This is a genomic window from Serratia sp. M24T3 (genome assembly GCF_000257645.1).
Taxonomy (GTDB): Bacteria; Pseudomonadota; Gammaproteobacteria; order Enterobacterales; family Enterobacteriaceae; genus Rouxiella.
Map to the genome: position 1 here is coordinate 174630 of NZ_AJHJ01000006.1, position 21368 is coordinate 195997.

The window sequence follows — 21368 nt, forward strand, 5'->3', positions numbered from 1 at the left end:
ATGGCTTTTTACTTCTCTTCCTGAAGCCACATACTTCGCGACAATGGGGGCATTGTAAACCAAGTATCACCAACCACCAATTTTTGCTGACTTTGCTATGGCTAACTAATATAGCCTATGCTATACCTGTATAATAAACCTTCACGAATGCGTGGGTATGAAGCAGGAGTCAATTATGGAACAGAGCCTGAGTTTTTGGAAAGTGTATGGCCGTTCACCGTTACGTTTACGGCTCTTTTTGCTGCATATGATCCAGTCCTGGCTGGTGGAGAAACGCCATCCCGAAGAGAAGGGCAAGGCGACCGAACCCGACAATAAGGCCTAAGGATGTGTGCCGCTGCGCAAAACGTCGAATCTGCTAAAGATTTTAGGTGATATATTTTCAAGAATGTCGCTTATACTTTAAGCGCTTCAACCCGTGCCGTTTCGCGACAATTCGCTGCCAGCCTGACTTCTTCACGCACACGCCGGGCCAACTGCCCAACGGCTTAATCCTCATTTATCCCGTCACAACAGCCTTGGCTGCTATCCATAAGTTATCGGTATTACCTTCCGTCAGCTCGTTGCCGCTATTGTGAATTAGCACTCTAATTTGCTGTTAATCAATGATTTTAGCAGCTTGTTTTAGAGTGAATAATGACTTTGTATGCATCAGCCGGGGGAATAATGAAGAAAGTTTCGCTGTTGTTTTTATTGATGGCCGCCAGCAGCAATGTGATGTCTGCACCTGCTGAACTTAGGTTGGGCATAGACCCGACATTTCCTCCTTTTGAATCGAAAAATCCACAGGGGCAAATTGTTGGTTTCGATGCTGATTTAGGGCGGGCGATTTGCGAAAAAATGCAGGTGAAATGTGTGTTCGTTGAAAACACTTTTGATGGACTAATTCCCGCGCTCAAAGCCAAAAAATTCGATGCGATACTTTCTTCGTTATCCATAAATGATGAACGTAGAAAATCCATCGACTTCTCAACGGCACTATTTACCACTCCGGTGTACCTCATCACCCATAAAAACTCGGGGCTAACGGCCACCGCCGAATCACTCAAAGGAAAAAGAATCGGGGTGCAGCAAGGCTCGGTATTTGAAACCTACGCTAACCAATATTGGCGTGATAAAGGCGTTGATGTGGTGTCGTACGCCTCGCCGGATCAGGTTTATGCCGATCTGGCATTAGGGCGACTAGACGCCACTTTGGATGATGCAGCTTCGGCAACGGCATCATTTTTGGATAAGCCGCAGGGCGCAGATTTTCAGTTAAACGGCAAAGAAGTTTACGACAAAACTTTATTTGGCAAAGGCACCGGTTTGGGGTTGCGCAAAGGGGATGACCAGCTCAAAGCTTCGGTCGACCAGGCCATCGCTGAAATCAAATCAGATGGCACTTTCAGTAAATTGAACAAACAGTATTTTACCTTTAACGTTTCGCCGAGAAGTTAGGGCTTAATGGGGCTGATAAACGGCAAATAGCCGAAGATCTCTACAGATAATGATCTCTTCGGCTATGATTTCTGACCGCGTGTCAGACTATGTTGTGCATAGCGTCTACACGGGCCCAAGCCCCTGCGAGCAACGAATTAGTGCGCCACCACGTCCAAAGCTTTCAGATTTTGTGGCTGCCATGACAGCATCACTTCGCTACCCGCTTTCCAGCCAGGTTGAACCTGAGTGGCCGGCATTTTCACCATAAAATTACCTTGCCCGGCAACTTCAGTCAGCATACGCACGTGATCGCCGAGATAGACAAACTGCTGGATCCGCGCGCTGACTTTTTCACATCCCACAGTCGGATTATTGACGCTGATATGTTCAGGGCGAATGCACAGCATGATTTTTTTGCCCGGCGAGCTAGGGCGTACTTTCAGGGAGGAGAGCAGGGTGCCATCGTCCAAAGAGGTGCTGTAATAATCGCCCTCGGCCTTAACGTTAGTTGCCAGCAAGCTATTATTTTCGCCGATAAACTGTGCAACAAACGAATTAGTGGGCTGCTCGTAAATCTTGCTCGGCGTGTCAAGTTGCTGAATGATTCCATCGTTAAACACCGCTACGCGATCTGACATGGTCATCGCCTCACTTTGATCGTGTGTTACGTAAACGATAGTCAAGTTCAGCATCTCATGTAACTGTTTGATTTCCATCTGCATATGTTCACGAAGCTGCTTGTCCAATGCACCCAGTGGTTCATCCATCAACACCAGTTTTGGCTCAAACACCAGTGCGCGAGCCAAGGCAACTCGCTGTTGCTGGCCGCCGGACATTTGCGCGGGGTAGCGATCGGCCAAGGGTTTAAGTTTTACGATATCCAATATGCGTTCCACTTTGGCGCGGATATCTGCCTTGCTGAGACGGCGAATCTTAAGCGGGAAAGCCAAGTTTTCTGCGACGGTCATGTGCGGAAAAAGGGCATAGTTTTGGAAAACCATGCCGATATCTCTTTGATGCGGCGGGAGATTGTGCAGCGGTTTGCCACGCAATAAAATCTCTCCCTGGGTCGGCGTTTCAAACCCTGCCAGCATCATCAGACTCGTGGTTTTGCCTGAACCAGAAGGGCCGAGCAGGGTTAAAAATTCCCCCTCGTGAACCTCGAGATTGAGGTTTTTAACCACCCGTTTTTCACCGTCGTAGCTCTTGACAATATTTTTAAAACTTACGTAGCTCTGCATCAACTTCACTCCCGCTTAATGACTTGTCCCGTTGGATTTATCCATCCGGCAAAATTTGCTCTATTTGCTCTGCAACCTGGCGATTGATATCGGCATGATTCATGCATGTTGGGTGCTATCGAACACCTCAAGTTGGCGCTATTTAAAATCAGTACCATCTGGAAAAGTGTTCTGGCAAGTTTTTTTTGACAAATTTAAAACCTGAGAGGAAGCTCGCAGGTTAATGTTTTCTATTGTCTTTTTTATTATTCTGCAACTTTTTAGCGGCTGGCAGTTTCGGCCAAAGAGTCGTAGAAACCCTTTGACCGCTGTTGCACCATAAACTTTCAACCTGCTCTAAGTTGGGATTTCAGGGCGCTTTTCAGGCATGAGACAAGCACGGCGAACGCCGATTCCATGCGCGGAAGCTCAACGCATCCGTACCCCAAAATCAGGCCTCTGCGTTGAGTGTTGCGCATGTAGTACGCTGATAATGCTCGGGTTAGCACGCCTTTTTGCTCCAGCTCCGCACTCAGGGCAACGTCGTCAATTGAGTCTGGCAACGATAAAATCAGGTGCAGACCTGCGTTACTGTATTCACATAAAAATTCTTTCCCCAACTCCTGTTCAATCATCCTCGCCAGCGCGTTTCGTCGCTTTCCGTAGGCCAAACGCATGCGGCGAATATGTGCGCCGTAATGGCCTTCACGAATAAACTCGGCCAGAGTCAACTGGGCTAATCCGTTGCCGCCGCGATACAGTTCGGAATGAGCAATCTTCAGTTTTGCCGCCAGCGCGCGCGGTAACACCACGTAGCTGATGCGCATTCCGGGATACAGCGTTTTGCTGAAAGTACCGATGTAAATTACCGGCGCATCGGGCAGCAGGCCTTGCAGTGCAGGGATCGGGCTGCCGGAATAGCGGAATTCGCTGTCGTAGTCATCCTCGATAATCCAGCTGCCGTGTTGCACCGCCAGTGACAAAATACGCTGACGTCTGGCCAGGCTCATCACCGATCCCAGCGGATACTGGTGGGAGGGCGTCACGCAAATGATTCGCGGCGGCGTCTCGTCCTGCTCGATGTCAGGCGGATCCATGCCATTTTCGTCAACGCCAATCGGCTTCATCTCAAGGCCGTTGATGGAGAGAATATTACGGATCCCCCAATAACTCGGTTCCTCAATCCACGCAGTATCACCCTGATCGCAAAGCACTTTGGCCAATAAATCTATTGCCTCGTGAGTCCCTGCGGTGATCAAAATCTGCTCCGGCGTGCAGCTTACCGAGCGCGCAATACGCAGATAATCCGTCAGCACCTGTTGCAGCGGCAAACAACCACCGTGACGGGAATAGGTCAGAAACTGCGGGTCCAATTTTCGATTTAAACGGTTTTGCAGTTTGCGCCAGATGTCATGGGGAAAACGCGTGACGTCCGGTACGCCGGGCATAAACGCGCCCCACTGGTGCGGTGCGGCTCCGGTGCGACCCAGCAGGCGTGTCCCGCGTTTTGACAGCTGCACCATGCCGCGAACTGGCATTTTGGCCGGGCGCGAGGCGTCAGAGCGGATCCCGTCCTCCGGTAAATCTGCATTGACGAAGGTGCCACTGCCGGTCCGGGTTTGAATATATCCTTCGGCCTGCAACTGTTCGTAGGCTGCGAGCACGGTATTGCGCGAAATGCCCAGCTCCTTGGCCAAATCTCGGCTGGCGGGCAATCTGCTGCTCGGCGAGATGCTGGCATCAAGGATTGCGGTCCTCAGTGACTGGTACAGCCGCTTGTTGAGGTTGCTTCCGGTGGCAGAGTCAAGCCGATGCAAAATCAAATCTGAAAGTAGCGATCTCAATTGGTACCTCAAAATAAATGAAACTGGCTCTGGATTATAGAACCGGTTTAGCGCTAAAAAGCAAGGAGGAAGATTGATGCCGTATTGGTTTTTTAATCATTGAATGATTTAACGCACAGATGAGCCGGAGTAAAAATGGATCACAACGAATTAGAACAACGCCGTAAAGCCGCGACGCCGCGTGGCGTATCAGTGATGTATGACTTCTACGCCAGCAAAGCGGAAAACGCCACGCTGTGGGATGAGCAAGGGCGCGAGTTTATTGATTTTACCGCCGGGATTGCGGTGTTAAATACCGGCCATCGCCATCCTCAAGTCGTGGCAGCCGTGCAAAAGCAGCTGGCCGCTTTCACCCATACGGCTTATCAAGTGGTACCTTACGCGAGCTACATTACCCTCGCCGAGCGTATCAATGCGTTGGCTCCCGTACAGGGTGCGGCTAAAACGACGTTTTTCACTACCGGTGCCGAAGCCGTTGAAAACGCGGTAAAAATTGCTCGTGCTGCCACCGGTCGCCCTGGAATTATCACATTCTCTGGCGCATTTCACGGCCGTACTTTGTTAACCATGGCGCTGACCGGTAAGGTTTTACCGTACAAAAAGGGCTTCGGGCCTTTCCCTGGCTCAGTTTTCCATGCGCGCTATCCTAATGCGCAACAGGGCATCAGCGTAGAAGAATCCCTTGAAAGCATTGAGTATTTATTCCGCAGCGATATCAGCCCGCAGGATGTTGCGGCGATCGTTTTCGAGCCAATTCAGGGCGAGGGCGGTTTTAATATCGCACCAGAAGCATTTGTTAATGGCCTGCGCGCGTTGTGCGACCGTCATGGCATCTTGCTGGTTGCCGACGAAGTGCAAAGCGGTTTTGCGCGTACTGGCAAAATGTTTGCTATGGAATATTACCCGCAGGCGAAAGCAGACTTGATAACCATGGCTAAAAGTCTCGGTGGCGGATTACCGATTTCCGGCGTTACCGGACGCGCTGAAATCATGGATGCGCCTGAACCAGGCGGTCTGGGCGGAACTTACGCCGGTAACCCTTTGGCGGTGGCGGCTTCGCTGGCGGTGCTGGATATCATCGAGCAAGAGCAGCTGTGCTGTCGGGCGCAAACGCTGGGTGCCGAGTTGGTCGAAGTGTTGCAACAGTCAAGGATTCACTGCCCGGCGATTGCCGATATCCGCATGCGCGGTTCGATGGTCGCGGTGGAATTTGACGATCCGGCTACTCAAAAACCCGATGCCGAGTTTACCCGTTTGGTGCAGCGCAAGGCGCTCGATGCCGGTTTAATGCTACTCAGCTGTGGCATTCACGGCAATGTGATCCGTTTCCTGTATCCACTGACTATCCCCAATGCACAGTTCAAGCAGGCGCTGGAAATCTTGGCTCAGGCTTTAAAATCATAACCAAAATTAAATGATCACTTTTCTCTTTTCAATTTCAGGAGTCACAGCATGTTCAAAAAAATTGCATTGACCACACTGCTTGCCGGATTGGTGTTTCAGGCTCAGGCCGAAACGCTGACCGTGGTTTCCTTTGGCGGCACCAACAAAGACGCGCAAGACAAGGCATTTTATAAACCGTTTGAAGCCGCCAGACTGGGCACTATCGACTCTGGCGAATATAACGGCGAGATGGCGCGCATCAGGGCGATGGTTCAAACCGGTCAGGTTGGTTGGGACGTGGTCGAAGTCGAAGGCCCGGAACTGGTTCGCGGTTGTGATGAAGGGCTTTTTGAACCGCTGGACTGGAGCAAGCTGGGCGATAAAAACAACTATTTGCCTTCTGCGGTTACCGAATGTGGTGCCGGGATTTTCGTCTGGTCAACCGTGTTGACCTACGATGCGAAGAAGTTGTCAAAAGCGCCGACCAGCTGGGCGGATTTTTGGAATGTGAAAGAATTTCCGGGCAAGCGCGGGCTGCGTAAAAGCGCCAAATACACGCTGGAAATTGCTTTGCTGGCCGACGGGGTAAAACGTGAAGACGTTTATAAAGTATTGGCAACGCCACAGGGTGTTGATCGCGCGTTCAAAAAGCTTGATCAGCTTAAACCGTATATCCAGTGGTGGGAATCTGGCGCGCAGCCTTTGCAGTGGCTGGTATCTGGCGACGTGGTGATGTCCTCGGCCTATAACGGCCGCGTTAGCGCTGCGAACAAAGAAGGCCACGATTTCAAAATGGTCTGGAACGATAGCCTCTATGATCTTGATAATTGGGCAATCGTAAAAGGTTCTAAACACAAAGCGTTGGCCGAACAGTTTATCGCGTTTGCCAACAAGCCTGAAAATCAGAAGGTTTATGCTGAAAACATCCCTTATGGCCCGACGGAGAAATCAGCCACCAGCATGATTGATGCGAAAGACGCGGTTGATTTACCTACTGCGCCGCAAAACATGGCTGATGCTATCCCGGTAAACACTCAGTTCTGGGTCGATCACGGTGAAGATCTTGAACAGCGCTTCAATGCCTGGGCATCGCGATAATCGTTGAGCGCACAGAGAAAGCCGATAACGATCAATAGAAAAAGCAGGAAGAATGCCATGAGCCAGACCGAAATGTTGCCCCGTTCACTTACCGAGCCCAGCGCGATTGACAACGCAACGCTGCGCCAGCAGCTGCGCAAGGTGCAATCAGCCTACACGCGGCGATCGCTGCTGCTGATTGCGCCGCTGCTGCTGTTTGTGGTGGTCAGTTTTATTTTCCCCATCGCCTCAATCTTGATGAAAAGCGTCCAGAACCCGGAAATCGGGCAGGCAATGCCGGAAACGGTGAGCAAACTCGCGCACTGGGACGGTAAATCGGTACCCGATGAGGCAACATTTTCGGCTCTGGTTGCCGACCTGCGTGAGGCGCGCAACAGCGGCAAACTGTTTTCCGTCGCCAAACGTCTGAGCTACGAAGACGACAGTTATAGCAGCCTGATTTTGAGCACCTTGCGCCACGCCCCTGCGGGCAGTGTTGCCGTGAAAGAAAAGCTGATTGCAACCATGCCACTGTGGGGGCAGCTCGGCACATGGCAAAGCCTGCAACGGGCGGCAAAACCGTGGACTTCTTATTACCTGCTGGCGTCCTTTGACCGCAAAGTTAATATCGACACCGGCAAGATTCAGGCTTTACCGGCGGGTCAGGCTCTGTATGTCGATGTGCTGCTGCGAACGCTGTGGATGGCGCTGGTGGTGACCGTGTTCTGCGTTTTACTGGGTTATCCATTGGCTTACTGGTTGGCAAAACAACCAGCAGGGCGCGCCAACCTGTTGATGATTATGGTACTGCTGCCGTTTTGGACCTCGCTTATCGTGCGTACCGCCAGCTGGATTGTGCTGTTGCAGTCCGGCGGCCTGATTAACCGCAGTCTGATGGCAACCGGTATTATCGACCACCCGCTGGTATTGGTGTTTAATCGACTCGGCGTTTATATCTCGATGACTCACATCATGCTGCCATTTATTGTTCTTCCTTTATATGCAGTGATGAAAGGCATTTCACCCGGTTATGTTCGTGCCGCTATTTCACTGGGCGCACATCCTTTCAGCGCGTTTTGGCGAGTTTATGTGCCGCAAACCTACGCAGGCTTCACCGCAGGCGCGCTGCTGGTATTTATGATGGCGATTGGTTACTACATTACGCCTGCATTACTGGGCGGACCGGGCGATCAAATGGTCAGCTATTTTGTTGCCTACTTTACCAACACCACGATGAACTGGGGAATGGCTGCGGCGCTGGGCACACAGTTGCTGGTAATCGTTATCCTGCTTTATGTGGTTTATGCCCGCGTAACGCGCACCAAAGCCGAAGCTGCGGCCCACTAATTGTAAGGAGCTAAACCATGACGACTCATAAAACCCAGGGTTCGACCTTACTGCGACTGTGGCGCTGGGCCTTTAACTGCTATAGCTGGGCGACTTTGCTGTTCCTGATTATCCCGATTTTGGTCATTGTGCCGCTGTCTTTCAATTCCAGCTCATTTCTTAGCTATCCGCTGAGCGGTTTTTCAATGCGCTGGTATCAGAACTTTTTCCATTCCAGTGAATGGTTAGGCTCACTGGGCAACAGCCTCTTAATTGCACCGTTGGCGACTTTACTGGCCACCGTGCTGGGAGTGTTGGCCTCGATGGGGCTGGTACGCGGCGAATTTCGCGGAAAATCAGTGGTGATGGCCATCATTATTTCGCCCATGATTGCACCGGTTGTGATCATCGCCGTTGGGATGTTCTTCTTCTTTGCCCGAGTGTCGCTGTTAAACAGCTATGTCGGCCTGGTATTGGCACACGCCTTGCTGGGCGTGCCTTTTGTCGTAGTCACCGTCACGGCGGTATTAAAAAGCTATGACAAGAATCTGTCTCGCGCGGCAGCCAATCTTGGTGCAAATCCATGGTATACCTTCCGCACGGTAACCTTGCCGCTGATTGGGCCGGGGGTGTTTTCTGGGGCGCTGTTTGCTTTTGCGGCCTCTTTCGATGAAGTCGTCGTGACGCTGTTCCTATCAAGCCCCGGCCAGCGCACCTTGCCGATTCAGATGTTTGCAGGGATTCGCGAAAACCTCGATCCGACTATTGCCGCCGCTGCGTCAATTATGATTGCTGCCTCGCTTATCCTTTTGATCGTGATGGAGCTATTACGCCGTCGCGGCGAGCGTCTCAGGCAGTCTATGCCAGCGCATTAAAAACCAGGAGGGCCAGATGGTCCTCTTTTTTTGCTTCATATTTTGTCTGTTTTTTTAATACGCGTACAATGCTTAAGTACGTACCTAACCTATAAATAGGTGCCTGAGCTCATGGTCTAGCATAGAAAAATGTTTTATAAAGTTATTATTCAGATCGGGGTTAATATAATAAGTGCAACACCAAGGGGAGTTTATTGCTGAACGTGTTGCACTTATTAGTTTAATCTAAAGATATTTTTAGTTTCATATAAGGTTAGCTACTCCCTCACCAAGATTTCGTTTGTCTCTATTTTTATCTTCCAGAGTGTATATCATAATCAAAGCAAAGTTGCTCACCCGACTTTATGTTTCTCAATGGAAAAAAAGCCATGATTTGCAGTGGTTTTTGGTCCGATGAACGTTGGACGCGGATATTATAACAATGTAAATTATTCCTTTCAGGATCTTTAGATATTCCATATTTTCCTTTTTGTGTTGCTGTATTCATCTTCATGGAGATATCCATCGCCTCAATAACACAACTATTATCATCGTTGCATGAGGCTTTACGGTTGTAGTATTTGTCGCAATCTACCAGTTTTCTAATTTTTTCATCGTTTTCTATATCTATTTTTTCGTCCAGAAGCATTCCGCCGAAAAGAAAGACTGTGGTATTACTTTTGATATCATTAAGAGCAAAAACGCCTTCCTGGCCAATAAGTACACTTTCATGAGCAGGAACATCTTCTTCTTTAATGGTTCTTACGCATAAATTTGATTGTATCCATTTCTTGTGAGTTTGATAATCATCGATGATTTCTTTTGCTTATGAGTGATAAAACAATGATTTACCATCGTCCATGCCATCGGAAATCCAACATTGTCCAGTTGTTTCAATTTCTACTGGTTTCCCTTGTACATCTATAAGTGGCGATGTTGTTAACGTATCAGGATTATATTTTGTCAATAAAGAACGTAATTTATTATTATCATCAAGGGAAAGCGTTTCAGGGAGGGTGGAATTTTTTAGTTTATGAATTAATGTAGCGGAAGTCGCGTTTCGTATAGTTTCAGAAAAGCTATCATTTATTTTTTCTTTTTCATCATTAATTAATACTTTTGGGCATTCTACAATGGATATTCTATTTCTCAATTGATGATCTTCAGGCCCGTTTTTAAACGCTGAGGTTTCAGGTAATGCCCCTTTGGCACCGTCGTTAAGTGTCTTTTTATTTGGTTGACTAGCAAGCTCCAATAAGGTGTTGCTGACACTTTCGAACTTCAGTGTATTCAAGTTTTTTGTATTTGAATTATTTTCATTTATTATTAAGGTGCTTTCTTTCACGGCTTCTATAGATATAGGCATCAGTGCTTTTTCCTTTAACGAATTAATCAATGGATGTTGAAAGCAGGATACTCTTTTTAAATATGACTTTATTGATTATTGTGCCAAATTGAGAGGAGGGTCGAAGATACGCCAAAATCAGTTTTATAGACGGGTCTGGGAGATATATTTGATTGTCAGATAATGTGAACTGGAGAGGAGCGAGGGTATGCAAGAAAGACAAATGCGAGACCGGCCGTCTTCACACGCAAGCCGTTGCCTCTATCAGCAACTTTTAGATTTCTTTTTCTCGTTCTTGCTCGTTTGATACCTCGCACGGCCATGCACCAATTTTGTGCGCTATGCCACAAATAATAAAATCCGTTACCCCTGCTATATGGCGTTATTCAATCTGTTAAAAATCCCCTTAAAACCATCCGCCCTTTATTGGTGCGAATGCTGATTCCTTATGGTTATTTTGCACCAAAACAAACAATTAAATTTGTATTATTCTGCTGAGGTCATAAGAAAATTGAATGGAAAAGATTTTGGCCATTAATAATGTTATCTACATCACAAAACAAGCACTCATAAAATTATATAAACTAATGATTTTAAAGGTTTTTTAAATTTCAATGCGCGATATATTTAGAGCCTCATAATAATTAAAGTTCGACTGATTTGACCGTTTGGTTTAGAAAAAAAACATTGAACATTTAATTTTTAAAATGATAAAACATTCTCATTCGATAATTGTTTTTCATTTTTAATCCCTACAGAAGGTCTGAGAAAATGGCATTAGAAACCGCAGAAGTTCGTATTGCAGAACGTTGGAAGCGCCCGTCAAGAGAGTGGCTTGATGCTTTTGCTCCTTTCCCGGTTGCCAATATTGGTGACGCGATGGAGCGATTGAGCATGTGTGATGCCGGCATTATTCCATTGACCGCCGACAGCGCTTTCACCGGCTTTGCCTTTCCGGTTCAGGTAACCGCGGGAGACAACGCGGCGGTGATCATTGCCCTGGACTACATCGAAGAGGGCGATGTGATGATGATTAATGGCATGGGGCATGTTGATCGCGCACTGGTTGGCGAGCAGTTAACTCAGCGTTTTCAAAATGCCGGCGCTCGTGGGCAAGTTATCGACGGTGCGGTGCGTGACAAGAAAATTATTGAATCAACCGCGTTTCCAACCTTCTCTCGTGGCACGAGTCCTGCAGGGCCTTACAAGAATGGTCCGGGCGTGATTGGTGAACCAGTGGCCATCGGCGGCGTGGTTTGCTGTGCCGGTGACATTGTGGTTGCCGATCAGGACGGCATCATCATCATTCCTTTCTGGAGAGCAGCAGACGTACTGGAGAAAGTCAAAGAAGTGGCGCGACGTGAAGCCGAGATGACCGCAGAAGTCACCGGCCAATACCGCTAAATCACAGCGCACATGACCGGCCCAGTGGCATTAAGGGCCGGATTTCAACACTACTTTAGCAGGGCAGAACAATGAATAAATCTCAGGTTGCATCGATGGACTACGCTTTGCCGGCAAAAGACTCAACACAGAATAATGTGGTCAAACGCGCCTCTCTGGCGGGCGGCGTGGGTTCCTTTGTTGAATGGTACGATTACGGCATTTACGGTTTGCTGGTCAGCACGCTGGTGCTGGTATTTTCCGCCAACGACATGAACACCACCGACGCAGGCCTGATGCTTACGTATCTGGGCTTTACCGTCAGCTTCGTTGTTCGCCCTTTTGGTGGCGTAATTTGTGGGTACCTGGGCGATAAAATGGGCCGCCAGAAATTACTCGCCATCCTGTTATTGATCATCTCTTTGGCGACAGCCGGTATTGGCCTGCTGCCAAGCTATGAAAGCATCGGCTGGGCCGCACCTGCGTTACTGATTTCATTACGCATTGTGCAAGGTTTCTCTGCGGGTGGCGAAGTATCCGGTGCCGGATCGTTTGTTGCCGAATACGCCGAGGATCATCGCCGTGCAGTAGTGATGTCGCCGCTGGTGATGGGGTCATTTATTGCATTATTGTTCGGTAGCCTGCTGATTAGCGGCCTGATTAATATCTACGGTGCTGAAGCGATGAGAGCCTGGGTATGGCGCGTGCCGTTCCTGCTGGCTATCCCGATGGCACTGATTGGGGTTTACATTCGTACTCGTATTCAAGACACCCCGCATTTCCAGATGGTAAAACAGAATAAGTCAGTGGTACGTAATCCAATCCGCGAAGTGCTGACCTCGAAACGTCATCTGAAAGCTATCGCGCTGGCAGTGACCTTACCTGCGGTCAACGGCCCGGGCTACTACGTACTGTTCGTATACATGCCAACTTATTTGAACAAAGTCATGCATTTCGCTCAGGTACAAAGCCTGATGGTGACCGCTTGCGGCCTGCTGACCATCATCGGCGCCATTCCAATGATGGCCTGGCTTTCCGACCGTCTGGGCCGTAAACCGCTACTAATTGCCTCGGCGATTGCCATGGCTGTATTGGCCTATCCATGCTTCTGGCTGCTGACGCTGGGCATGATGCCTCTGGCCTGCATGGCCGCCATCTTGCTGGCTTTTGCCTTTGCCGGACACGCCGCGGTTATTCAGTCCACGCTGGCTGAAATGTTCCCGACCAACGTGCGCTACAGCGCCTACAGTATTGGTTTTAACCTTTCTACCGTGATTTTTGGTGGCTCAGCGCCGCTGCTGATGACCTGGCTAATCGGCCTGACCGGTATTGCCAGCATCCCAAGCTACATGGTGATTTTGACCGCCATGCTGACCCTGATTAGCACCTTATTTCTTAAAGAAACAGCCGGTAAGCCGCTGCGTGCGGAATAACCGAACCCTGAATGCGTTCATCGAGCTACTGAAAATCTGTCGAGGGAATTATGAAAAACGCGTCAACATGGCGAATGGGATTTGATATTGGCGGCACCTTTACTGACCTGGTGCTGCTCAACGATGAAACAGGCGTTGCGCTTCGTCATAAAACGTTGACCACGCCGCACGATCCTTCTGAAGGTGCTTATACCGGCCTGACTCAGCTGGTGGAAATGGCGGGGCTGGAAGCCAGTGATATTCACACCATTACTCACGGTACGACCTTGGCAATCAATGCCTTACTGGAAAGACGCGGCGCAAAAACCGCCTTCGTAGTGACCAAAGGTTTCCGCGACGTGCTGGTGCTGGGACGTGAGTATCGTTACGACATCTATGACCTCAACGGCGCACCCGCGGCACCGTTGATCCCTCGCTCACAGGCTTATGAAATCAATGAGCGCGTGACCAGCAAGGGTGACATTGTCACGCCTCTGGAGGAGGGCGAGGTTGTGGCTCTGGCCGCGAAGCTGCGTGCTGAAGGCTATGAGGCCGTCGCGGTGCTGTGTATGCATGCTTATGCATGGCCTGAGCATGAAAATCGTATCGAGGCTATTTTCAGTCGCGAGTTGCCGGGTGTCTCAATCTCGGTTTCACATAAAGTTTCCCGCGAAATTCGTGAATACGATCGCGGCGTGCTGACCGCCATGAATGCCTTTGTCCAGCCCAAAGCCCGACACTATATGGCACGTCTCGAGCATAAATTGCGCGAAGGCGGCTTTACCTGCGACTGGCTGGTGATGGGGTCCAACGGCGGGCTGATGGCACCGCAAGTTGCTGCCGATTACCCAACGCGCATCATCGAATCTGGTCCGGCGGGCGGCATTGTAGCCACCGCAGCCTTTGCCCGTAAAAACGGCCATGCTCAGGTGCTGGCGTTTGATATGGGCGGCACCACCGCGAAAGCCTGTGTGGTGCGCGATGGTCAACCTTCGATTACCACTGACTATGAAGTCGGTCGCGCCGATCGCCTGCTGAAAGGCAGTGGTTTGCCGGTAAAACTGCCGGTGGTAGACATGATTGAAATCGGTGCCGGCGGCGGCAGTATCGCTCGCGTTGACTCCCTCGGCCTGCTTGAAATCGGTCCCGAGAGTGCCAGCGCCTATCCTGGCCCGGCCTGTTACGGCCGCGGCGGTGAACTACCCACCGTGACCGATGCCAACCTGGTACTCGGCTTGCTGGACCCCGATGCGTTTCTTGGCGGTCGCATGACTCTCGACGTAGAGGCCGCGCGCAGAGCTGTCTCGCGCATTGCCGAACCGCTGGGGTTGAGTATTGAAGACGCTGCCTGGGGCATCCATGAAGTCGCCAACAGCAAAATGGCTGAAGCGCTGCGCACTCACTCAGTTGAGAAAAACGTCAGCCCGCACCAGATGACTATGCTGGCGTTTGGCGGCGCGGGTCCGAGCCATGCCTGGTCGCTGGCCAAAATCCTGTCGGTGAAGAAAGTGTATTTCCCGAACGGTGCCGGGGTGTATTCCGCCTTTGGTTTGCTGACTGCACCGCCAAGTGCCGACTTCGTGCGCAGCGACCGCTGCCGCTTGCAGCCAGGCATTGATATGGCGGCGGTACACAGAAACTTTGCTGAAGGTTTCGACGAAGCTTTTACCACTCTCGCCGCTGCCAATGTCGACTCGGCCACTGCCAGCACGCAGAAGCTCGCCGACGTGCGCTATGTGGGTCAGGGGTCGGAACTCACCGTAACACTGCCAACCGCCTTTATCGAAAACGGCGATGTCGCCACGCTGATTTCCGCCTTTGAAGAAGCACACTTTGCCCGTTTTGGTCGCATTCTCAAAGGTCAGGGCGTGGAAGTGGTCAACTGGCGCGGCCGCGTACAAACCACGCCACCGCTGATGAACACCAGCGACAGGCAAGGCATACCGGACCAAGGCGCGCAGGAGAAAACGCTGGCGGTTTATCTTGGTCGCGACAGCGGTTTCAGTGACTGCCGCGTAGTGCCGCGCAGCCTGATGGTCACTGGCGAATGGATCGCCGGACCCGCGTTATTGCAGGAAAAAGAGTGTGCAATTTATGTCGGACCGGGTGCGTCCGCCATGCTTGATGAACAAGGCAACATCCTGATGGAGCTGAAATAATGACAACCTCAACCCCTGACAATCTTCGTTTTCTTAATGATCCGATAAGCCTGCGGATCACCTGGGACCGTCTGGTCAGTATTTCTGAAGAAGCCGCCGCGACGCTGGTCAACATGGCGTTTTCCAGCATTATTCGCGAGGTGGGTGACTATTCCTGTCTGCTGATGGATGCCAAAGGCAACTCTCTGGCCCAGCCGAAAACCAGCGTACCGGTGTTTATCGGCACTTTACCGGCCACTGTGCGCCATTTGCTGGCTAAGTATCCGGCTGAAACCTTGAAGCCCGGCGATAGCCTGATAACCAATGACCCTTGGCTGGGAACCGGTCACCTTAACGACGTCACTATCGTCACGCCGGTATTCCGTGATGGAAAACTGGTCGCCTTTACCGGCTCGGCGGCGCATATGTCTGATATCGGCGGCTCGCTAAACATGGGTTCGTCTCGTGACATGTTCGAGGAAGGGTTCCTGATCCCGCCAAGCAAGCTGATGCTGGAAGGTGAAGTAAACCAACAGCTGCTCGACCTGCTGCTGGCCAACGTTCGCTCGCCGGACCAGGTTGAAGGCGACCTGCACGCCATGCTGGCTGCCAATCAGATCGGTGCCAACGGTCTGCTGGGCCTGATGGATGACCTGAAAATTACCTCGGTAGAGCCGCTGGCCGAGAAGATCCATTCTCTAACTGAAAATGCCATGCGCAAGGCGATTGAAGCCGTGCCGGATGGCCGCTATGAAGCATCGGTGGATATTGGCGATTACGAGGGCGACATTCACCTCAACGTGGCGGTTATCGTTGAAGGCAGCAATATTGTTATCGACTATGCCGGTTCCTCTGCCGAATCACTGTTTGGCAGCAACTGCCCGATGTCGTTTACCTACGCCTACAGCGTGTATCCGCTGAAGTGTTTGCTGGAACCGAACCTGCCGAATAACGAAGGCTGCTTTAAATCGATTACTGTGACTGCGCCGGTCGGCTCAATCGCCAATGCGCGCCCGCCTTGTGCGGTAGAAATGCGTAACCGCGTTGGCCACATGGCACACGCCGCAATCTTTACTGCGCTGTCGGAAATTATGCCAGAGCGCGTGATGGGCCACTCAGGCAGCGCGCCAGTGACCTGTGACGTATTCGCCGGGCAGTTCGACGACGGCCGCCGCTTTGTTGAAAGCCTGTGCGTTAACGGCGGCACCGGCGCGCGTCCTTCCGCCGACGGCATCGTGACCGGATTCCCGGGCAATATGTCATCTACGCCGGTTGAACTGATTGAATCCGCTACGCCGCTGCTATTTACCGAAAAGTCTATTGTGCCGGATTCCGGCGGTGCTGGCCGTTATCGTGGCGGCGTGGCCCAGCGCATGGTTATCCGCAACACCAGCAAATTCCCGCTTTCACACAGTATGTTCTATTCACGGCAGAAGCATCCGGCGCAGGGCGTGCTCGGCGGCGAAGCGGGTGCACCAAACTACATTGCCATCAACGGCAAACCGCTGGAGAAACCGGTGGGTCGTCACGACGTGTTCCCCGGTGATGAAGTCACTATTCAGATGCCAGGCGGCGGCGGTAAAACCCCGGTTGGCGAGCGCAGCAAAGCGGCCATTCTGTTTGATTTGCAGGAAGGCTATATCACCGAAGAAGGCGCAGTGCGCGACTACGGTGTTTCACTTGAAGATTTAAGAGGTTAGGCATGGATACTTTACAAGGAAAAGTTGTCATCGTTACCGGTGCCGGCAGTGGTATCGGCAAGTGTTCGGCAGAACTGCTGGCCGCTCGCGGGGCGAAGGTAGTACTGGTTGGTCGTCGTAAAGCAGTGCTCGATGAAGTGGCTGCGGGAATTGTGCGGCAGGGTGGTCAGGCGTGGAGCTGCGCCACGCATATCGAGAATAAAGAAGAAGTTCAGGCTCTGGTCAGCTGGGTCAATGCTGAACTCGGCCCGGTTGATATTCTGGTCAACAATGCAGGCAGTGCCAGCAAAACGCTGAACGCGCGCTGGATCGAAGAGGAAGAATGGCAGCAGGTACAGGATGTCAACCTCAAGGCAGTGTTCCTGCTGACTCAGGCGGTATTGCCAGACATGCTGGCCAGCAAGAATGGCACCATTATTACTGTTTCTTCGCTGGCGGCGCTGCGTCCTAATCTTTTGGGCGGTGCAGCCTATGGCGCGGCCAAGGCAGGTGTTCGCAACTTTATGACTTACCTGCATAACACCTTCCGTAACGACGGCATTCGTTCAACCTGCATTCTGCCAGGTGAAGTCAACACGCCGATTATGGATAACCGCGCCAATCCGCCAAGTCAGACTATCCGCGACAACATGGTACAGCCGGAAGATGTCGCCGAGGCGGTGCTGCTGTGTGCTGGTTTGCCGGCCCGCACAGTGATTGAGGAACTGATCGTCGCGCCGACCGTGATGCGTGATATCTCCGGCGATCTCGAAGTCAGTCGCTGGAAGGGCGCGCCAGAAAGCCTGATGGCAGAAAGAGAACGCTCTTGACGGTTACCGTAGCGCTAAATCCTTGTTGATGATTGACCCGAATTAAGGTGAAACATGTCTTCTTTAAATAAAAAGTTTATTGCGGCTGAAGCCGTATTGCGGATTGAACGTACTTCACTGCGCGTGCAGCAACCGGCCTCCAGCGGTGATATGGTTTCGCTGGCGATGGGCGAACCTGATTTTGATACTCCGCCGCGCATTGTTCAGGCTGCGGCTGATGCACTGAAAAATGGCTTCACTCATTACGCGCCACTGCTGGGGGACAAACTGCTGTGCGAAGCGCTGGCCGAAGAGCTTGCCGAGCAGTCCGGTTTCCCGGTCAAACAGGGTGAAGTGCTGGTTACTCATGGCGGTACGGCAGGTCTGGCGGCGGCGATTTTGTCCATAGTTAACCCCGGCGACCGTGTAGTGATCCCCGATCCAACCTATTCACTGTATGCCGATCTGGTTAACATGGCCGGCGGAATTTGTGTGCCGATGCCGTGTAAAGCCGACCTGCATTGGGATCTCGACCGCCTTGCCAACAGCCTGGAAGACGCGAGGCTGTTTGTGTTCTGTAACCCCGGCAATCCCACCGGCATTGTGCATACCCGTGAAGAAATTGAAACACTGGGCCGTCTGGTGAATCAGCATGATGTGCTGGTTATTGCCGATGAGGCCTATAGCGATCTCGTCTTTACCGGTAAACCGTTTACCAGCGTACTTGGCGTGCCGGCTTTTCGCGGGCGTACGCTATTTTGCCAAACCTTTTCAAAGAGCTATGCTATGACAGGCTGGCGCGTGGGTTATCTTGCCGGACCGGCGGAGATGATTGCCGCCGCGGCACGTGTGCACAACACGGTAAACGGCTCGGTAAACACCGCGGTGCAGCGTGCCGCAGTGGTCGCATTGAAGGAGTGCAAAGATGACGTCAAACGTATGTATGATGTTTATAAAGAACGTCGCATTCTGATGATGGAGGGGCTGTTGTCGATTCCTGGGTTGAAACTCAACGAACCTGAAGGGGCGTTCTACTGCTTCCCGTCCTATTCGTTGCCTATCCCGGCCATTGATATGGTGGCGCTGCTGCGCGAGCAGGGCATTGCAGTGCGTCCGGGGAGTGAGTTTGGCGCAGCGGGAGAAGGGCATCTACGCCTGTCTTACGCGGCAAGCAAAGAGTCGATCGCTGAGGGTGTCAAACGTCTGAAACGCGGTCTGGCTTCGTTGGGCTAGCCAAATTCGGTCAGGTGCATTATTGGAAATTCCAGTAATGCACCTTTTAAAACGTAGCGGATTTCAACAGCGCACCACAGGGTTAACCCTGCGCTACAGAAACAAATTATAGGCAGAGAAACAATGGCAAAAACGATGCGAAGTGATACCGAAAGGAACCGCAAAAACCTGATTCAGGCTGCTGCGCGGCTGTTTGAAGTCGCCGAAGACCCTATCAGTATGACGGAAATCGCCAACGAAGCCGGTGTTTCTGTCGCCACCGCCTACCGTCAGTTTGCCTCGGTTGAAGAGGTTTTAAACACCTACCGTCAGGAAGTCGGCCAACTATTGTTGGAATACAGTGAAAAGCAGACCGGCAGCGGCCTGGAGAAGCTGGAAAAAGTCAGCCGCTACTGGATAAAACTGGTGCGTCAGCGCGGTGCGGCGATGGTGCCAATGCGTAATCGCCGCGGGTATCTCGAACGTTTATGGGAAGGCGCCGAGTATCTGCTGGTGCAGGCCAACGCGGTGCGTCCGCCCCTGCGCGAGGCAATGCAGGAGATGAGTCTTCCTGATATCGGCGACAAGGCAGTGTTTCTGTGGAATATCTTGTTTGACCCGCGTGAAATTTTTGACCTGATCGACACCGTTGGCCTGAGTGAGAAACAGGTCGGCGGGCAGCTAATGTCGGTGCTGTTGGGTGGTTTGCAAGGTTTTGCCCACGTCAATGCGTTCACTGTCGAAGACTTTCGGGTGAAGTAAACGTTTGCCGCTGGCCTTATTAATCTGGCGGCAATATTCTTCCCGACCTAATTAACTCTTATTTATTTATCACCCCCCGGTGAGGAATTTCTTCGCCTAAAATCAGAGGTTTAATAATGACTGCGCTATCTTATGTTTCGGATGAAGCCGATTCGGCCTGGGCGACTTATCTCGCTCAGGTTGAGCGTGTATTGCCTTATCTGGGGGACTTGACCCGTTGGGCAGATACGCTGCGACACCCTAAACGCGCCCTGATCGTCGATATTCCGCTAGAGATGGATGATGGCAGCATCCGCCACTTTGAGGGCTTTCGCGTGCAACACAATCTTTCTCGCGGACCGGGAAAAGGCGGTGTGCGTTTTCACCCCGATGTGACGTTGCAAGAAGTGATGGCGCTGTCTGCGTGGATGACCATTAAAAGCGCCGCGCTTAACCTGCCGTTCGGTGGCGCAAAGGGCGGGGTGCGGGTCGATCCGCGTGAATTGTCGATAAAAGAACTTGAACGCCTGACCCGTCGTTATACCAGCGAAATAGGCAACATTATCGGCCCGCAGCAAGATATTCCAGCCCCGGACGTTGGAACCAACGCGCAGGTGATGGCGTGGATGATGGATACCTATTCGATGAATGTTGGCGCAACCACCACGGGTGTGGTGACGGGCAAGCCGGTTCATCTTGGCGGATCTCTCGGGCGTGTCAAGGCCACCGGGCGCGGAGTGTATGTCACGGGCGTGGCGGCGGCTCAACGTATTGGACTGGAAGTGAAGAACAGTCGCGTGGCGGTGCAGGGTTTAGGCAACGTTGGCAGTGTGTCTGCCGAGCTTTTCTATCAGGCAGGTGCAAAAGTAGTTGCAGTTCAAGACCATAGCGGCAGCCTGTATCGCGAAGACGGAATCGATATTCCGGCGCTGCTGGCCTGGCAGGTTGAGCATGGCAGCATTGCCGGTTTTGCGCAGGCAACCGGCATTCGTGATGATGAATTTTGGCTTAAATCTTTTGATATTTTGATTCCGGCGGCGCTGGAAGGGCAAATCACCGAACAACGCGCCAGAGCGTTGAGCTGCAAACTGATACTGGAAGGCGCCAACGGCCCGACCTTACCTGCGGCCGACGATATTCTGCGTCAGCGTCAGATTACTGTTGTGCCGGACGTAATTTGTAACGCCGGTGGTGTGACCGTCAGCTATTTCGAATGGGTGCAGGACTTCTCGAGTTTTTACTGGCGTGAAGAAGAGATCAACCAGCGTTTAGACAGCATCATGCAGGATGCGCTGAGCGCGGTATGGAGTAAAGCCGAGACCCTGAACGTAACCTTGCGTACCGCCGCCTATGCGGTAGCCTGTGAGCGAATTTTATTGGCACGTAAAGATCGCGGACTTTATCCATAACAGTATCAATCCATTTATCACTTCCTTTGCTGGCATTATTGCGCTTTCTGTTAATTGCGTAAGACTCACAGCGGAGGCATAACCGAATACTAATAATAATAAATCTGTCTCCTC

Annotated in this window: 18 protein-coding genes; 14 read left to right on the plus strand and 4 right to left on the minus strand. The window is 51.5% G+C overall.

The window, feature by feature from the left end:
• The first annotated feature begins 175 nt into the window (after positions 1–175).
• Entirely contained in the window at positions 176–325 is a 150-nt protein-coding gene (locus SPM24T3_RS25430) for a hypothetical protein (protein WP_157135268.1), read from the plus strand.
• Between the two features lie 341 nt (positions 326–666).
• Positions 667–1440, plus strand: a complete 774-nt coding sequence (locus tag SPM24T3_RS07715; RefSeq protein WP_009636168.1) for an ABC transporter substrate-binding protein — start codon at positions 667–669, stop codon at positions 1438–1440.
• Positions 1441–1577: 137 nt separating this feature from the next.
• Here the strand turns inward: SPM24T3_RS07715 and SPM24T3_RS07720 are convergent, their stop codons facing one another.
• Both SPM24T3_RS07720 and SPM24T3_RS07725 read right to left on the minus strand, forming a co-directional pair.
• A complete protein-coding gene (locus SPM24T3_RS07720) occupies positions 1578–2663 on the minus strand; it encodes an ABC transporter ATP-binding protein (protein ID WP_009636169.1) in 1086 nt (361 codons plus the stop codon).
• A gap of 326 nt (positions 2664–2989) precedes the next feature.
• Complete coding sequence (locus SPM24T3_RS07725; RefSeq protein ID WP_009636170.1) at positions 2990–4486, minus strand: PLP-dependent aminotransferase family protein; 1497 nt, start codon at positions 4484–4486, stop codon at positions 2990–2992.
• 135 nt (positions 4487–4621) lie between these two features.
• On the opposite strand from SPM24T3_RS07725, the gene SPM24T3_RS07730 reads away from it, so the two are divergent.
• The 4 genes from SPM24T3_RS07730 to SPM24T3_RS07745 are packed head-to-tail and all read left to right on the plus strand — an operon-like array spanning position 4622 to position 9147.
• The gene (locus SPM24T3_RS07730) at positions 4622–5890 is read left to right on the plus strand and encodes a 4-aminobutyrate--2-oxoglutarate transaminase (RefSeq protein WP_009636171.1); all 1269 of its coding nucleotides are present in this window, start codon (positions 4622–4624) and stop codon (positions 5888–5890) included.
• 48 nt (positions 5891–5938) lie between these two features.
• Positions 5939–6967 (plus strand): ABC transporter substrate-binding protein, encoded by a 1029-nt coding sequence (locus tag SPM24T3_RS07735; RefSeq protein ID WP_009636172.1) that lies wholly within the window; start codon positions 5939–5941, stop codon positions 6965–6967.
• A gap of 57 nt (positions 6968–7024) precedes the next feature.
• Positions 7025–8293 (plus strand): ABC transporter permease, encoded by a 1269-nt coding sequence (locus SPM24T3_RS07740; RefSeq protein WP_009636173.1) that lies wholly within the window; start codon positions 7025–7027, stop codon positions 8291–8293.
• Between the two features lie 17 nt (positions 8294–8310).
• Positions 8311–9147, plus strand: coding sequence for an ABC transporter permease (locus SPM24T3_RS07745; RefSeq protein ID WP_009636174.1), 837 nt, complete (start codon positions 8311–8313; stop codon positions 9145–9147).
• A 292-nt stretch (positions 9148–9439) separates the two neighbouring features.
• On the opposite strand, the gene SPM24T3_RS07750 is transcribed toward SPM24T3_RS07745, so the two are convergent.
• Complete coding sequence (locus tag SPM24T3_RS07750) at positions 9440–9943, minus strand: SET domain-containing protein (protein ID WP_369699985.1); 504 nt, start codon at positions 9941–9943, stop codon at positions 9440–9442.
• Positions 9944–9952: 9 nt separating this feature from the next.
• Entirely contained in the window at positions 9953–10492 is a 540-nt protein-coding gene (locus SPM24T3_RS07755; protein WP_009636176.1) for a hypothetical protein, read from the minus strand.
• Positions 10493–11242: 750 nt separating this feature from the next.
• On the opposite strand from SPM24T3_RS07755, the gene SPM24T3_RS07760 reads away from it, so the two are divergent.
• The 8 genes from SPM24T3_RS07760 to SPM24T3_RS07795 all read left to right on the plus strand — a co-directional run bounded on the left by SPM24T3_RS07760 (position 11243) and on the right by SPM24T3_RS07795 (position 21254).
• Positions 11243–11875 carry a transferase gene (locus tag SPM24T3_RS07760; RefSeq protein ID WP_009636177.1) on the plus strand — a complete coding sequence of 211 codons (633 nt, stop codon included), beginning with the start codon at positions 11243–11245 and terminating at the stop codon, positions 11873–11875.
• Between the two features lie 71 nt (positions 11876–11946).
• On the plus strand, positions 11947–13287 hold the full coding sequence (locus SPM24T3_RS07765) for an MFS transporter (RefSeq protein WP_009636178.1): 1341 nt from the start codon (positions 11947–11949) through the stop codon (positions 13285–13287).
• 50 nt (positions 13288–13337) lie between these two features.
• Positions 13338–15425: a hydantoinase/oxoprolinase family protein gene (locus SPM24T3_RS07770; protein WP_009636179.1), complete on the plus strand. Its 2088-nt coding sequence runs from the start codon at positions 13338–13340 to the stop codon at positions 15423–15425.
• Positions 15425–17104, plus strand: coding sequence for a hydantoinase B/oxoprolinase family protein (locus tag SPM24T3_RS07775; protein ID WP_009636180.1), 1680 nt, complete (start codon positions 15425–15427; stop codon positions 17102–17104). Before SPM24T3_RS07770 ends, SPM24T3_RS07775 begins: the two co-directional genes overlap by 1 nt.
• A 2-nt stretch (positions 17105–17106) precedes the next feature.
• Positions 17107–17913, plus strand: a complete 807-nt coding sequence (locus SPM24T3_RS07780) for an SDR family oxidoreductase (RefSeq protein ID WP_009636181.1) — start codon at positions 17107–17109, stop codon at positions 17911–17913.
• A 54-nt stretch (positions 17914–17967) separates the two neighbouring features.
• Positions 17968–19125: a pyridoxal phosphate-dependent aminotransferase gene (locus SPM24T3_RS07785; protein WP_009636182.1), complete on the plus strand. Its 1158-nt coding sequence runs from the start codon at positions 17968–17970 to the stop codon at positions 19123–19125.
• Between the two features lie 135 nt (positions 19126–19260).
• Positions 19261–19866, plus strand: a complete 606-nt coding sequence (locus SPM24T3_RS07790) for a TetR/AcrR family transcriptional regulator (RefSeq protein WP_237712997.1) — start codon at positions 19261–19263, stop codon at positions 19864–19866.
• 116 nt (positions 19867–19982) lie between these two features.
• Positions 19983–21254, plus strand: a complete 1272-nt coding sequence (locus SPM24T3_RS07795; RefSeq protein ID WP_009636184.1) for a Glu/Leu/Phe/Val dehydrogenase — start codon at positions 19983–19985, stop codon at positions 21252–21254.
• Positions 21255–21368: the final 114 nt, after the last annotated feature.

Bases quoted from the DNA above. Each gene is read 5' to 3' on its own strand.
- SPM24T3_RS25430 (WP_157135268.1), top strand. From the start codon at position 176: ATGGAACAGAGCCTGAGTTTTTGGAAAGTGTATGGCCGTTCACCGTTA.
- SPM24T3_RS07715 (WP_009636168.1), top strand. From the start codon at position 667: ATGAAGAAAGTTTCGCTGTTGTTTTTATTGATGGCCGCCAGCAGCAAT.
- SPM24T3_RS07720 (WP_009636169.1), bottom strand. From the start codon at position 2,663: ATGCAGAGCTACGTAAGTTTTAAAAATATTGTCAAGAGCTACGACGGT.
- SPM24T3_RS07730 (WP_009636171.1), top strand. From the start codon at position 4,622: ATGGATCACAACGAATTAGAACAACGCCGTAAAGCCGCGACGCCGCGT.
- SPM24T3_RS07735 (WP_009636172.1), top strand. From the start codon at position 5,939: ATGTTCAAAAAAATTGCATTGACCACACTGCTTGCCGGATTGGTGTTT.
- SPM24T3_RS07740 (WP_009636173.1), top strand. From the start codon at position 7,025: ATGAGCCAGACCGAAATGTTGCCCCGTTCACTTACCGAGCCCAGCGCG.
- SPM24T3_RS07745 (WP_009636174.1), top strand. From the start codon at position 8,311: ATGACGACTCATAAAACCCAGGGTTCGACCTTACTGCGACTGTGGCGC.
- SPM24T3_RS07755 (WP_009636176.1), bottom strand. From the start codon at position 10,492: ATGCCTATATCTATAGAAGCCGTGAAAGAAAGCACCTTAATAATAAAT.
- SPM24T3_RS07760 (WP_009636177.1), top strand. From the start codon at position 11,243: ATGGCATTAGAAACCGCAGAAGTTCGTATTGCAGAACGTTGGAAGCGC.
- SPM24T3_RS07765 (WP_009636178.1), top strand. From the start codon at position 11,947: ATGAATAAATCTCAGGTTGCATCGATGGACTACGCTTTGCCGGCAAAA.
- SPM24T3_RS07770 (WP_009636179.1), top strand. From the start codon at position 13,338: ATGAAAAACGCGTCAACATGGCGAATGGGATTTGATATTGGCGGCACC.
- SPM24T3_RS07775 (WP_009636180.1), top strand. From the start codon at position 15,425: ATGACAACCTCAACCCCTGACAATCTTCGTTTTCTTAATGATCCGATA.
- SPM24T3_RS07780 (WP_009636181.1), top strand. From the start codon at position 17,107: ATGGATACTTTACAAGGAAAAGTTGTCATCGTTACCGGTGCCGGCAGT.
- SPM24T3_RS07785 (WP_009636182.1), top strand. From the start codon at position 17,968: ATGTCTTCTTTAAATAAAAAGTTTATTGCGGCTGAAGCCGTATTGCGG.
- SPM24T3_RS07790 (WP_237712997.1), top strand. From the start codon at position 19,261: ATGCGAAGTGATACCGAAAGGAACCGCAAAAACCTGATTCAGGCTGCT.
- SPM24T3_RS07795 (WP_009636184.1), top strand. From the start codon at position 19,983: ATGACTGCGCTATCTTATGTTTCGGATGAAGCCGATTCGGCCTGGGCG.